This window comes from Agrobacterium sp. 5Ca50 (assembly GCF_055381905.1).
The window spans coordinates 193926-207610 of the sequence record NZ_AP026439.1; the positions used below are offsets into that span (position 1 = coordinate 193926).

Here is a 13685-nt window from a genome sequence, read left to right on the forward strand (position 1 = left end):
TTCATCAGCATAAAAATAGCGAGGTTGGCCATGACGCGTGGCAATCGCAGGCTGGACGTTGTCCTGATGCTTGGGGCAGTGGCCCTGTTTCTTCTCCCCTGGTACCGCATCGAAGGCGGCTTCTACAGTTTTCGCTGGTTTTCGGAGTTCTTCTCCGCGTCCAGTAACGCGCCGGGCGTTCTGCAAATTCTTGTCTACGGCAAGCCGTGGCTGATTGGTATTGCGCTGATCTTCCTTGGTGCATGTGCTGTCAGGCCAATCGCCGATCCAATGCGACGCGGCAAGTTGCTGGCATGGATGGGTGCGATAGGTCTGTTGTTCCTTAGCCTACAGGGACTGGCGATCGGTTTTACCGGTTGGACATGGACCATTAGCGAGACCCTGTTTGGCCAGCTGGCCGATGGTCAGCCGTCGATTGGTGCGGGTGGCGTCTTGATGTCGCTGGTCTTTGTGCTGTTGTTTGCTTTCGGTCTTGCCGAACGCGGCGTGATGAAGGGTGATGCCTTTGTCGTCGGTTCGATTTCGGTGCTGGTTTTCCTCGTTACCGTCTTCGTGTTCTATCCGATTGGCAGCATGCTGATTGCCTCGGTTCAGGACTTTGACGGTTCGTTTAATGCCGATGGTTTTATCCGCAATATCCAGGATCCAGGTATCTGGAGCCTCGGCTGTGTGCTCGGTGAAGAACGCTGCGGCGTCGCGTGGCGGACATTGTTCCTCGCTTTGATGACTGCGTTTGGCTCGACGGTGCTTGGGCTTGGTTTTGCGCTGGTCGCAACCCGCACCCGTTTTCCGTTCAAGAAGGGGCTGCGCCTGCTGACGGTGTTGCCGATCATCACGCCACCCTTTGTGATCGGTCTTGCGCTGACGCTTCTGTTTGGCCGCGCCGGTGTTGTCACGCAGGGACTGTCTGATCTTTTTGGCATAGAGCCGGGTCGATGGCTTTATGGCCTGACCGGCATCTGGATTGCCCAGGTTCTGTCCTTTACCCCCATTTCATTCCTCGTGCTGATTGGCGTTGTTGAGGGTGTAAGCCCATCGATGGAAGAAGCGTCGCAGACGCTGCGGGCCGATCGCTGGCGTACCTTTTGGCGCGTGTCGCTGCCGCTGATGAAGCCTGGCCTCGCTAACGCCTTCCTCATTGGTTTCATCGAAAGTATGGCTGATTTTGGCAATCCGCTTGTGCTGGGTGGAAGCCATGGTGTGTTGTCGACTGAAATATTCTTTGCGGTGGTCGGTTCGCAGAATGACCCGTCACGCGCGGCTGTTCTGGCTATCATCCTGCTCTGCTTCACACTATCGGCTTTCCTTGCCCAGCGTTTCTGGCTTTCGGGCAAAAATTTCGCGACGGTTACCGGAAAGGGCGACAGCGGTGCCCACATTGCCCTGCCGCGCGGCCTGTCGATTGGTGTACACGCGGTTGTCGTTCCGTGGATGCTGTTCACCATCGTTGTTTACGGCATGATTCTGGTCGGTGGTTTCGTGAAGACCTGGGGTCTCGATAACTCTCTGACCTTTGCACACTATATCCGTGCCTTCTCGGTCAGTTTTGCAAACGGCTCCATCGCCTGGACAGGTGTCGCCTGGAATTCGTTCTGGACGACCATGGAGATTGCGTTGATTTCGGCGCCGCTGACTGCTGCTGTCGGCCTGCTGACAGCCTATATCATCGTCAGACAGAAATTTGCCGGTCGCAATATCTTTGAATTTGCCCTGATGATGAGCTTTGCCATTCCCGGTACGGTCATTGGCGTTAGCTATATCATGGCTTTCAACCTGCCTCCGGTGGAGTTGACCGGTTCGGCTCTGGTGCTGATTGCCTGTTTTGTTTTCCGTAACATGCCAGTTGGCGTGCGCGGCGGCATTGCAGCGATGAGCCAGCTCGACAAGAGCCTTGATGAAGCGTCGCTGACGTTGCGGGCCGACAGTTTCCGCACCATCAGAAAGGTCATCCTGCCATTGCTGCGTCCGGCCATCACGGCGGCGCTGGTCTACTCCTTCGTGCGTGCGATCACCTCGATCAGCGCCGTGATTTTCCTCGTCAGCGCGGAATACAACATGGCAACCTCCTACATCGTCGGTCTCGTTGAGAACGGTGAATATGGCGTGGCCATTGCCTACTCCTCAATGCTCATCGTGGTGATGATCACGGTCATTACCGGCTTCCAGCTGCTGGTCGGCGAGCGTCGTTTGCGACGTGAAAACCGTGTCGCAGGCCTGCAGCCAGCAAACTCCGTTCCTCTGTCTCAGGAGAAAACAGCATGATTTCCGTAAAACCCGGTTCCGTTATCTTTCAAAATGTTCGCAAGACCTTTGGTTCCTTCGTTGCCATTCAAGACCTGTCCCTCACCATTGAGCCGGGAACGCTGGTGACACTGCTTGGTCCATCCGGTTGCGGCAAGACGACAACGCTGCGCATGCTGGCGGGTCTTGAACACCCGACCGCTGGACGCATCTTGATTGGCGGCAAGGATGTCACCATGCTGCCTGCCAATGAACGTGACGTTTCCATGGTCTTCCAGTCCTATGCCCTGTTCCCGCATATGACCGCGCTCGACAATGTCGCTTATGGCCTGCAATCCTCAGGGTTACGTAAAGCAGAGGCGCGGGAAAAGGCTGAAGAAGGCCTGAAACTGGTTGGTCTTGCGGGTATGGGTCACCGTCTTCCCGCCGAGCTTTCAGGCGGTCAGCAACAGCGTGTTGCTGTTGCCCGCGCGCTGGTGCTTGAACCACAGGTGCTGCTGCTTGATGAGCCACTTTCCAACCTTGATGCGCGTCTGCGCCGCCGGGTCCGTACTGAAATTCGTGAGCTGCAGCAGCGTCTGGGTTTTACGGCGGTTTACGTGACGCATGATCAGGACGAGGCGCTGGCGGTCTCCGACCGCATCATCGTGATGAAAGATGGCGAGATCGCACAATCGGGCTCGCCACGCGAACTTTATGAAGCGCCAGCTTCATCCTTCATTGCCGACTTTATGGGCGAAGCGAATGTCATTGGTTGCGAAGTGGTTGGTATCGAAGGTCCAAATGCGCTGATCCGGGTCGGTGGTGTCGATCATCGTATACCGGCTCGTGATGCAAAAACCGGAACGGCACAACTGGCTGTTCGCCCCGGTTCTATTTCGATCGGGCAACCCGGCGGTCAAGGGTTGGCCGGTCGGGTGCTGCACAGCGCATATCTGGGCGGTCATGTCGAGTATGAGGTCGAGACGGATGTCGGCACGCTGTTCATCATCGATCATGCGGTTGAAACCAGCCTTCCGCCGGCCAGTGATGTGACGCTCGGGTTCAAAAGCCGCGGCATTGCCTTGATCCAATCTTGAATTCAACCAAGTGCATAGGAATGATGAAATGACCAAGCATGATATCGGCCTAGATCAACGCTTCGAACTGGCGAAGTCTCTGGCCGTAGAAGCGGGCGCCTTGGCGCTCGATTACTTCAACAAGCGCGATACGCTTGTTGTCGAGACCAAACGCGATCTTCAGGACGTCGTGTCGATTGCCGACCGTAATGTCGAAACCTTTCTACGTGAAAGGGTGCTCGCGGCCATTCCGGAAGACAGCTTTCTGGGTGAAGAATTTGGTCTGCAGGACGGAACATCGGGTTACACCTGGGTGGTTGATCCGATCGATGGCACGGCGCCCTTTGTCAACGGCTTGCCAACATGGTGTGTATCGATTGCCGTGTTGCGTGGTGGTGTGCCAGTGATCGGTGTCATTCAGGTGCCTTGCATGAACGAAACCTACGCCGCAGCAGATGGCATGGGTGCGACGTTAAACGGTAAATCGCTCAAACTTGATCCAAGCCGCACCATCCAGAATTCAATGACCGGTATCAGTTCCAACACCATGGTGACGCCGGAACTGGTTGGCTCGATCATCACCGATCTGCTCGCCCGTGGCGGCAGTTTTATCCGCAACGGTTCGGGTGCCCTGATGCTGGCCTATGTCGCGGCCGGACGCCTCGTGGGATACTACGAACCTTATATGCGCGCCTGGGACTGCATGGCCGGTTTTTGCCTCGTGAAAGAAGCCGGTGGCCGCTTTATGCCATTCCCGGCAGAAGGTGAAGCGCTGCTGAGCGGCCATCCGGTTCTGGCTGGCAATGTCTCTGCCTATGATGAGCTGATAGCGCTGCACAACACGTGCTACGTCACGCCCGCTGCAGCCGTTGCGTAGGGCCAGGAACGGGAGATAGTCATTCACAGGATTGGCGATATCAAGCGCTGCTGCTTGCTTGCAATCAATGAACACGTGTGCAATATTGCACGCGTGTTCAAATCGATTTGATGGTGATCTCGTGGAAAGCTTGCATTACGCCGATACGCTTCAGGCTCGCGCCGATCTCTGCCGTGCGGTCATCCGCTCTGCCGGAGAGCTGGTTCTTAAGGGTTTTCATGGTGAGGCCGAGCGCAGTGTTTCGATGAAGGGTCCACAGGATTTTCTCACCGTGACGGATGCTGCTTCCGAGGCGCATATCCGCAGCATGATTGAAAAACATTTCCCGGATGATACCTTCTTTGGTGAAGAGGGTGGCGGAAATATCGGTGCCAAGGTCTGGGTCGTGGACCCTGTCGACGGGACTGCCAACTTTGCACGGGGCATCCCGCATTTCTGCATTTCGATTGCCTATGTTGAAGATGGTCGAACAGAAATTGGGGCCATCTACAACCCGGCGCTAGACGAGCTTTATTTCGCCGTTCGCGGCGAAGGCGCGACACTCAATGGCAAGCCGATCAGTGCATCCGGAACCCAGCGTTTCGATGCCGCGTCCATCGAAATGGGATGGTCGACACGGGTATCCAACGATACCTATCTCGGTGTCGTCAAAAATCTGCTCGATATGGGGACCAATGTCCGACGTGCCGGATCAGGCGCACTTGCTCTGGCCTATGTCGCGGATGGCCGGTCAGACGGTTATCTTGAGCTACATATGAATTCCTGGGACTGCCTTGCCGGACTGCTGTTGGTCAGTGAGGGTGGAGGCGATGTCTGCCCGTTCCTGGAAATTGGCAGTCTTCGTGATGGCGGAGCAGTTCTGGCCGCCGCGCGAGGCGTCGCAGCAGGCGTAAGCAAGGCATCCGCCATTCCGCTGGCGGTGGTTGAAGCGAGCGGCGCGAGACCGGTTTCGTCGGTCGCCTGAATAAATTTGCAAAGATGAATGACGGCGCAAGCGCCGGTATGGAGGAATGGATTATGGACGGACCGGTTTATGCAAGACCCGCAATCAGCAAGATTGCCGAAGGTCTCGGGCCGCACAATGCCACGCTTTATATCGGTGGTAGTGATGGCGCGCGCGATATTGGTCTGCTGCGTCGCCACGGCATTACCACGGTTGTCAATTGCGCCGTCAATCTGGACATCAATCTGGTGCGGGGCGCCGACGAGGACGGTGATCTTCTCGCCACCGGTTACGGCGATATCCGTTATTACAAACTTGGCCTGATCGACGGGGAGGGAAGCCCCGATACGATGATGCTGGGTGCCTACTATATTCTGGATGGGGCTCTGCGCCAGACCATGCCGAAACGGGCGACCTATCCGTTCCCCGATGGCGGCAATGTACTCGTCAACTGCCGTAGTGGTCGCAGCCGGTCGGTGTCTCTGGTGGCGCTGTTTCTCCACAAACAACAGCCTGAACTTTATCCGACGCTTGATGATGCTGTTGCAGTCATCCGTGAGCGACGCGAATTGCGTCCGGACGAGTGGTTTGAAACCCCGAAACCGAGCCTTTATGAAGCGGCGCGGCGTGCATCCGACTGGATTGATCTCGTCGAAGGCCGAAAGAAGGCTTGATCATGGGTGTAAGACATTTCCCGCCGGTCGCTGTTATCGCAGACGCACATTTTCATGATACCTCGGCAGATTTTGGCTTTACCGGTATCAATGTGGATGGCCAGCAACTGACCATGCGAAGCTGGTCAGATACACGCCAATCGACCCGCGTTTTTAACGAAAGTGCGGACGCGCTGCGCGCTGCCCTTGATCAGGTGGCTGCCCGCAACATCCGCCATGTTGTGCTGCTTGGCGATTATACCGATGACGGTCAGCGTGCCACGACGGAAACGTTGCGCGGTTTGCTACAGGCCCATACCGATACCCATGGCACTGCCTTTTACGCCCTGCCGGGCAACCACGACATTTTTGGCCCGCAAGGTCGCCATCATCAAAAGGAATTCTTGGGGGAGGCGGGACGGAGCCTGTCGATAACAAGCAATCCAAGCACGATTGATGACTGTGTGGCGTTCAGCGATGCCATGTATTGTGAAGGCTATCCATCGGGCCTGAACCCGATGGCGGCATTCGGTTATTTTCGTCGTCCGGAATATCTGCACTGGGAGACACCCTTCGGCACAAGCGATGCTGCCGACGACCGGGTTTATACCGTGACCTCGCCTGATGGCAGCAATGTCTATCGCCTGATGGACGCCTCCTATCTTGTTGAACCGGAGCCGGGCCTTTGGTTGTTGATGATCGACGCCAATGTATTTGAACCGCTGGACGGGCAGTTCGAGCGTGGCGAGGAGGCTGCCTTTACCGACAGCACGTCTGGCGGCTGGAATGCGATGCTCAGGTCCAAACGCTTCATTCTGAATTGGATTGCTGATGTCAGCCAACGGGCAAAGCAGCAGGGCAAGACGCTTCTGGCGTTCTCGCATTACCCGGCGCTCGATCCGTTTGACGGAGCTTCCGGTGCCGAGGCGGTATTATTCGGCGAAACCAATGTCGTACGGCGCACGCCTGTGAAGGCTGTCGAGGATGCATTGCTCGCCGCTGGCGTCACGGTTCATTTCAGTGGCCATCTGCATGTGGAAGGTGTGACGAGACGAGGAGCCTCCGGTCGGAGCCTGACCAATGTTGCGGTCCCGTCACTGGTGGCTTTTCCGCCAGCCTTCAAGGTTGTACATGCCTCGATGACTGAGGTTGCGGTTGAAACCGTTGAAATGTCAGACTTGCCCGTCAACGATCTCCTATCGCAAGGATATGGTCGAGAGACCGATATCCGCGGCGAACAGCCTGATCTGGCCTTTACCGCCGGTCACTATGGTGACTTCCTGCGGCATCACAAACGCGCTTTGGTGCGGCATCGTTATTTCGTCAAGGAATGGCCTGCAGATATCGTTGCGGCAATCGGCAACAGGCTCGTGCTGGACGTGGTCTCCTCGCTTGGTGTCATGGATGACACCGTGCCTGTCCGGTTTGACGGCTTGGCTGATCTGCCGATGTTTGAATTGATTGCAGATTGGTACTGTCTGCGACAGGGGGCGTCGCTGGCTTTGTCGCATATCGAGCCGGAAAGGTTGATGCTCTACCGTTCGCTGGCCTTGAGGTTCGGGCGGGCTCCCGGAGTTCATGACGGCTCTCTCTCGAGTTTCCTTGGGATATTCTTCGGGGCTCTCGGGCTTTTTCTTGATCGTGCCGAAGGAGGAGCGCAGAATCTGGTTCTGTCGATCCCGACGGTTGGCGACGTCGTGCCGGCATAATTGTCGATATGAGGTGAGTGCATGGAATCGGCCATCGTAAGCATCAACCTGTTTGGCGCAGTCGCTCTGCTGCTCTTTGGTCTGCGTCAGATCAAGGACGGCATGTCTAGAGCGCTGGGTGCAAAGTTGCGGACCGGCCTTGCTGCCGGCACACGAAGCGGCCCTCGTTCATTTGCCGCCGGTTTCCTTGCAACCGTTGCGCTGCAAAGCTCGACAGCCACCGCCCTGATGGTCGCATCCTTCGTTGAGAAGGACATGATCGTGCCAGCAATGGCGCAGATCGTCATGCTTGGTGCAAACATTGGAACAGCGACCACGGCGTGGATCGTTGCCTTGGGTCTCGGTTGGTTGTCGCCGCTGCTGATCCTGGCCGGTGTCGTGTTGATGCGCATGACCTCGTCAGCCAAGCAGGGCGCTGGCACGGCGCTTGTTGGTGTCGGTCTCATGCTCTTGTCGCTGCATTTGCTGTCTGCGGCCACCGATCCGCTGCGTCAGTCGCCAGTACTCAATCTTTTCATCACCATGCTGGGTAATGCCTGGCCGGTTGCTTTGATGTTTTCAGCAGGTCTTGCTGTGCTGGCGTCGTCCAGCCTCGCGGTCGTTATTCTGATCCTGTCTTTGGCTGCGAGCGGCAGTATCGATTCCAGTCTGGTGATTGTGCTGGTGCTTGGCGCTAATCTCGGCGGTGCCGTGCCGCCAGTTCTGGCAACCATGAAGGCATCGATTGCCGCAAGGCGTGTGACGATTGGCAACCTCATCATTCGCGCCATTGGTTGCGCCATTGCCATGCCACTTGCTGGTTATGGTGCCGCGATTTTGGAACTTCCCTATTTTTCGCACCAGCAGCTCGCAGTTGATGCGCATCTTCTGTTCAACATTGCCGTGGCGCTGATTGCCTGGCCATTGTCACCGTTCATTTTGCGACTGACGGCGGCCATCCTGCCGGACAAAAAAACCGGCGATGATCATCGCAGCTTCCTTGATAGTCATGATCTCGACCAGCCGGTTGCAGCTCTTGCGGGTGCCAGCCGCGAAGTGATGCTGGTTGGCGATCTGGTTGAGCGCATGTTGCGTCAAGCTGCAGAAGCAATGCGCCGTAACGACCTTTCGCAACTGAGTGAAATCAGTGCTCTTGAAGGGCGCGTCGACCGAATTCAGCATGAAATCAAGGTGTTTGTGTCGCGGGTCGGGCAGGGGCAGTTGAGCGATGAGGATTATCGTCGTTCAATGGATATCGTTGAATATGCAATCAATCTTGAGCATATCGGCGACATCATCGAAAAGGGCATCCGGCCGGAAATTGCCAAGAAGGTTAGCCTTGGTTTGACATTCTCTGAAGACGGCCAGCAGGAATTGCTGCGCCTGTTCACCATCACGCTCGACAATCTGCGCATGGCCCAGACGGTTTTTTCGACGAAAAATTCTGAACTGGCGCGCCGTCTCGTCGAAGTGAAGGAAGATGTTCGTCGACTGGAAAAGCAGTCATCCGCCCGCCATTTGCAGCGCCTGCGGGACGGCAGGGCCGACAGTATCCAGACGAGTTCTCTGCATCTCGATTTGTTGCGAGACCTCAAGCGCATCAATGCCCATGTCGTGGCGGTGGCGCTTCCCATTCTCGATGATAGCGGCCTGCTTAACGAAAGCCGTATCCGGCAAGTCAATTAAGGTATGAAAGCCAGTTAACGGGCGGTTGTCCGCTCCACCATGCTGACCGGTACGACCTGCAATCTGGTTTCCGGTTCGTCGCTGTCGAGCGCGGTCAAAACCTTTTCAGTCAGCGCATCAAAGGACTGGGCGATGGTGGTGAGCTGATAACTTTTCCAGCCGGCCTGGGGGATGTCGTCAAAACCGACAACCGAAAGATCCTGCGGTACGCGGCGCTTCATTTCCAATCGGGCGGCGTCGAGAAAACCGAGCGCCAGCAGGTCGGTGACGCAGAATGCGCCATCTATATCCTTGTCTTTCAGCAATTCACAACCGGCCTGATAACCGCTGTCATAACTGGTTGGGCCGTTAGACCAGCTGACAACTTCAATACCTTCGCTGTCCATCCGTTTGGTAAAGGCCTTGGCGCGGCGAAGCTGTGCCGGGGTCTGGCTGCCACTGGTGACGACGGCGACTTTTTTGCATTTCGCAGTCCGCAGCCGCATTGCCGCCAGATCGGCGCCATGTGAATCGTCACTGAGAACGATATTGGTGTCAGTGCGGTCCATGCTCTGGTTGATCAGGATAAGACGCACGCCATTGGCAATACATTCATCCACGATCGAGGCCGGTGGTTCACCTGACAGTACAACGATTGCCTGCGCACGGAACTCAAAAAGCAGTTCGATCAGCGGTGCGATATCTTTGCGTGCATCCGCGGCGTTCAAAAGAAGGCACTGTGAACCACGACGCAAAAGCGCAAGGCTTAAAGCATCGAGTTGTTTGGAAATGAACGGCGAACTGAGATTGGCACCGACCACACCAATGAGATTGGAGCGATCATTGTTCAAACCCTGCGCCAGACGATTGACGCGGTAGCCAAGATCTTGCGCCGCTTTCAGAACCTTCTTGCGCACCGCTTTCGACACGCTGCCGCCCGGGGTGAATGTTCGTGATACGGCCGAGCGAGATACGCCAGCCCGTTTTGCCACTTCTTCCGCCGTTACAAAGCCTCGGGCCATGCATTCCCCCTGATATTTTTCACTTCATCACAGGCCACAAAGTTGGGGTTTTTCCAATCCCCAAAATGTCGAAACACGCGTTTGTGGTGCGAGAATTTCTCGTAACGCGTGGTCCGGCACGTCCATTGTGACGTCTCTGTTCAACTCTGTCACAGACACGCGTGATGTCATTTTTATCTGACGGGCTTTCCCTCTGATCACGTGTGCAATAAATATCCAAAATATACATAAAATAATCAAGCAAAATCAATTAATTATAATATTGATCACGTGTGCAATTTTATCGTTGACAAAACCTTCATGAGGATTGATCATCCAACCATAGTCGAAGGCATCGGGGCTCAAAATCCATGCCTTGGATAAGCAGGAGCGCCCCTGATTGGGCGTTTACCAAGGCTGACGGGTCGGGAGTCCCGTTGGGAGGATTGAATACATTGCTGATGCCCACAGTGCCCAAAATCGTATTTACGCGATTTGGGTGGAGGGATTTTGCGCGCTTTTCATCGAGTGGCGCATGACATCGCAATGGAAGGCCTGGGGAGGAATGATGGCTCTTCTAAGTGACACAAACAAAGCCGATGCGGTGGAGCAACGCGCCATAGGTGCACCTTCAGCGTGGCAGGCTTGGCGCTATCGGCTGAAGATTGCGCTGCGAGAGCCGACGACATTGATCGGCGTTTTGACCGCCTTGCTGTTCACCTATCTGATTGTCGTGCCGATCATATCCATCGTGCTGGATTCGGTTCGGGTGCAGTTCGGTCACGAGCGCCGACTTGGCAAGGATGTCGGCGATCTCACGATGTATTATCTCGACCGGGCGTTTTTCTCGCCGGTCGCAACGGACCTGTTCTGGCGGCCGCTGGCCAACACGCTGACAGTGGCGCTAGGCGCAATTTCCCTGTCGCTGGTAATTGGCACCGTGTTGGCCTGGCTGATCAGCCGCACCGACATGTTTGGCCGTCGCTGGTTCGCGACTGCGCTGATCGTGCCTTACATGCTGCCTGCATGGACATTCGCACTGGCCTGGACAACCCTGTTTAAAAACCGCACCGTGGGCGGCCAGCCCGGCTGGTTTGAGGCCATGGGCCTGACGCCGCCGGACTGGGTTGCCTATGGGCGTTTTCCAATCACCATCATTCTGGCGCTTCATTATACGCCGTTTGTCATCCTGCTGTTTGGTTCTGCCCTGCGCCGGTTTGACTCGCAGCTTGAGGACTCGGCCCGTATTCTCGGTGCGCGTCGTTATCAGGTCGCCATCCAGATCATCATGCCGCTGATGCGCCCGGCGCTTCTGTCATCCATGGTGCTGATTTTTGCAAAGTGCCTTGGCGAGTTTGGTGTGCCCTACGTTCTGGGTCTGCCAGTGAAGTTCGAAGTGCTGTCAACGTCGTTGTTCCGCAGTATCGCCTCGCGCCAGACGGGTGTCGCCGGTGTGGTTGCCGCATCGATCATGTTGATCGGTATCATCACCTTGATGATTGATGCACGGCTGGTGCGGGAAGCACGTCGTTTCGTGACTATCGGTTCCAAGGGATCAATGAACCGCCAGAACCGCCTCGGCAAACTTCGCCTTCCGGCAACCGGGTTTGCTGCGGCCGTCTTTATCCTGAGCGTTGGCATGCCGTTGCTCACGCTGGTTCTGTCGACTGTCATGAAGGTGCCTGCGCGTTTCACCTTCGACAACTTCACCCTCGATTACTGGATCGGCACCAACCTGCATACGGTTGCGCTGCAAACAGGCGTGCTGTTGAGCCCTGATCTGTGGGCGGCTGCCAAAAACACCATGATGATCGTTGGTTTCGCATCACTGACTTCAGGTGTTCTTGGTCTGCTGGTCGGCTACGTAGTTATCCGTACACCAGTGCGTAGTCTGTCGGTCTATTTGCGTCAGGTAACCTTCCTGCCGTATCTGGTGCCGGGCATTGCCTTTGCGGCGGCCTATCTGTCGCTGTTTGCGGTACCGCGTGGACCCATGCCTGCGCTTTATGGCACAGTGACCATCCTGATACTGGCGCTGATTGCCGATCAGATGCCCTATGCGTCGCGTGCCGGTATTTCCGCCATGACGCAGCTGGGCAAGGATCCGGAAGAAGCGGCACAGGTTGCTGGTGCCGGCTGGTTCCGCCGCATGATCTCCATCGTGATCCCGATTCAGAAGGGCTCACTGGTCACCGGCGTGCTGCTGCCCTTCATCTCGGGCATCAAGGGCCTCAGCCTCTTCGTGATCCTGGCGGTACCGAGCACTGATGTTCTGACCACCTTTTCCCTGCGACTGGTCGACTACCACTACACACAGGCAGCCAATGCCGTGGTGCTGATCATTGCCGCAATTGCCTATTTCGGCACGCTGTTGGCCCAGAAGCTGACACGCACAAATCTTGCAGAAGGACTTGGAAGCTAATGCCTACAATCAACCTGCGCGGCGCGCAGAAAAACTATGGTGTGAACTCCGCAAACGCGGTTGCCGATCTTGATCTGGAAATCCGCGACGGCGAATTCATGTGCCTACTCGGTCCTTCTGGCTGCGGCAAGACCACAACCCTTCGCATGATTGCGGGGCTGGAAAACCTGTCAGGTGGCGAGATCAGGGTAGGAGAACGGGTGGTCGACTCCGTACAACAGGGCGTCTTTGTACCACCGGAAAAGCGTGAAATGGGTCTGGTGTTCCAGAGCTATGCGCTGTGGCCGCACCTGACGATCGAGCGCAATACCGATTTTGGTTTGAGACTGCGCAACTTGCCGAAGGCCGAACGCGAAGCGCGGGTAGAGCGTGTCATGCAGGCTCTCGATATTGCCAAGTATCGTGATCGTTACCCGTCGCAGCTGTCCGGTGGTCAGCAACAGCGTGTTGCGCTGGCTCGTATGCTGGCGGTCAATCCGGGCGTGCTTTTGCTCGATGAGCCTTTGTCCAACCTTGATGCGCGCCTGCGACTTGAAATGCGTGCCGAGCTGAAACGCCTGCACAACGAATTCAAGACGACGATTGTTTTCGTGACCCATGACCAGTGGGAAGCGATGACACTGGCAACGACGATTGCTGTGATGAACGAAGGCACATTGCAGCAGATGGGTACGCCAAACGATATCTATGATCGTCCGGCAAACCGGTTCGTTGCCGAATTCGTCGGTAGCCCGCCAATTAATATTCTGACCTTCGGCAAACCGGGCGTGTCTGACATTGCCGACAAGGCCGAAGCCTATTTCGCGAAGAATTACCCGAAACTGCGCGGCATCGGTTCGGTTGGTATCCGGCCGGAAGCGCTGGAATACACCTCAAAACAGAAGTCTGTGCCCGAAAACAATTTCGGCGTGGAGATGACCGTCACTGGCGTACTGCCAACCGGTGGCAGCTGGATCCTCGAATTGAAGAGCCAGAACCACACGCTGTTTTTGACGACGCATGCCCTGCCACGGATCGACAGCGGCGAGCGGGTATTTGTGCACGCGCCGCCGGAAGCCCTGCATGTCTTCGACGCGGATGGGCGTCGGGTCAACGAGGCGGACACGGTGCTGAGGAAGAATAGTTACAACTGAAATT

The 13685-nt window shown here is 56.2% G+C and carries 10 protein-coding genes; 9 read left to right on the forward strand and 1 reads right to left on the reverse strand.

The annotated features are described in order from the left end of the window. Positions 1-30 precede the first annotated feature (30 nt). The 7 genes from ACZ5FM_RS18555 (at position 31) to ACZ5FM_RS18585 (ending at position 9146) form a co-directional block, all read left to right on the forward strand. Positions 31-2262: an ABC transporter permease gene (locus tag ACZ5FM_RS18555; protein WP_464040876.1), complete on the forward strand. Its 2232-nt coding sequence runs from the start codon at positions 31-33 to the stop codon at positions 2260-2262. Beyond that, on the forward strand, positions 2259-3320 hold the full coding sequence (locus ACZ5FM_RS18560; protein WP_464040877.1) for an ABC transporter ATP-binding protein: 1062 nt from the start codon (positions 2259-2261) through the stop codon (positions 3318-3320). The genes ACZ5FM_RS18555 and ACZ5FM_RS18560 overlap by 4 nt, the downstream gene beginning before the upstream one ends. Before the next feature lie 28 nt (positions 3321-3348). Then, a complete protein-coding gene (locus ACZ5FM_RS18565; RefSeq protein WP_464040878.1) occupies positions 3349-4176 on the forward strand; it encodes an inositol monophosphatase family protein in 828 nt (275 codons plus the stop codon). Between the two features lie 121 nt (positions 4177-4297). Beyond that, positions 4298-5140, forward strand: a complete 843-nt coding sequence (locus ACZ5FM_RS18570) for an inositol monophosphatase family protein (RefSeq protein ID WP_464040879.1) — start codon at positions 4298-4300, stop codon at positions 5138-5140. 53 nt (positions 5141-5193) lie between these two features. Beyond that, a complete protein-coding gene (locus ACZ5FM_RS18575; RefSeq protein WP_250984396.1) occupies positions 5194-5793 on the forward strand; it encodes a dual specificity protein phosphatase family protein in 600 nt (199 codons plus the stop codon). A 2-nt stretch (positions 5794-5795) separates the two neighbouring features. After that, positions 5796-7481 (forward strand): metallophosphoesterase family protein, encoded by a 1686-nt coding sequence (locus ACZ5FM_RS18580; protein WP_464040880.1) that lies wholly within the window; start codon positions 5796-5798, stop codon positions 7479-7481. A 21-nt stretch (positions 7482-7502) separates the two neighbouring features. Then, the gene (locus ACZ5FM_RS18585; RefSeq protein WP_464040881.1) at positions 7503-9146 is read left to right on the forward strand and encodes a Na/Pi cotransporter family protein; all 1644 of its coding nucleotides are present in this window, start codon (positions 7503-7505) and stop codon (positions 9144-9146) included. Between the two features lie 14 nt (positions 9147-9160). Here ACZ5FM_RS18585 and ACZ5FM_RS18590 read toward each other — a convergent pair whose 3' ends face one another. Continuing rightward, complete coding sequence (locus tag ACZ5FM_RS18590) at positions 9161-10147, reverse strand: LacI family DNA-binding transcriptional regulator (RefSeq protein ID WP_275643311.1); 987 nt, start codon at positions 10145-10147, stop codon at positions 9161-9163. Positions 10148-10694: 547 nt separating this feature from the next. Here ACZ5FM_RS18590 and ACZ5FM_RS18595 point away from each other — a divergent pair. Both ACZ5FM_RS18595 and ACZ5FM_RS18600 read left to right on the forward strand, forming a co-directional pair. After that, the gene (locus tag ACZ5FM_RS18595) at positions 10695-12548 is read left to right on the forward strand and encodes an ABC transporter permease (protein ID WP_250984605.1); all 1854 of its coding nucleotides are present in this window, start codon (positions 10695-10697) and stop codon (positions 12546-12548) included. Next, positions 12548-13681: an ABC transporter ATP-binding protein gene (locus tag ACZ5FM_RS18600; RefSeq protein ID WP_250984400.1), complete on the forward strand. Its 1134-nt coding sequence runs from the start codon at positions 12548-12550 to the stop codon at positions 13679-13681. Before ACZ5FM_RS18595 ends, ACZ5FM_RS18600 begins: the two co-directional genes overlap by 1 nt. The last annotated feature ends 4 nt before the right edge of the window (positions 13682-13685 follow it).

Excerpts from the sequence above, each read along its gene's own strand:
- ACZ5FM_RS18560 (WP_464040877.1), top strand. The coding sequence starts at position 2,259 with ATGATTTCCGTAAAACCCGGTTCCGTTATCTTTCAAAATGTTCGCAAG.
- ACZ5FM_RS18580 (WP_464040880.1), top strand. The coding sequence starts at position 5,796 with ATGGGTGTAAGACATTTCCCGCCGGTCGCTGTTATCGCAGACGCACAT.
- ACZ5FM_RS18600 (WP_250984400.1), top strand. The coding sequence starts at position 12,548 with ATGCCTACAATCAACCTGCGCGGCGCGCAGAAAAACTATGGTGTGAAC.
- ACZ5FM_RS18590 (WP_275643311.1), bottom strand. The coding sequence starts at position 10,147 with ATGGCCCGAGGCTTTGTAACGGCGGAAGAAGTGGCAAAACGGGCTGGC.
- ACZ5FM_RS18555 (WP_464040876.1), top strand. The coding sequence starts at position 31 with ATGACGCGTGGCAATCGCAGGCTGGACGTTGTCCTGATGCTTGGGGCA.
- ACZ5FM_RS18595 (WP_250984605.1), top strand. The coding sequence starts at position 10,695 with ATGGCTCTTCTAAGTGACACAAACAAAGCCGATGCGGTGGAGCAACGC.
- ACZ5FM_RS18575 (WP_250984396.1), top strand. The coding sequence starts at position 5,194 with ATGGACGGACCGGTTTATGCAAGACCCGCAATCAGCAAGATTGCCGAA.
- ACZ5FM_RS18585 (WP_464040881.1), top strand. The coding sequence starts at position 7,503 with ATGGAATCGGCCATCGTAAGCATCAACCTGTTTGGCGCAGTCGCTCTG.
- ACZ5FM_RS18565 (WP_464040878.1), top strand. The coding sequence starts at position 3,349 with ATGACCAAGCATGATATCGGCCTAGATCAACGCTTCGAACTGGCGAAG.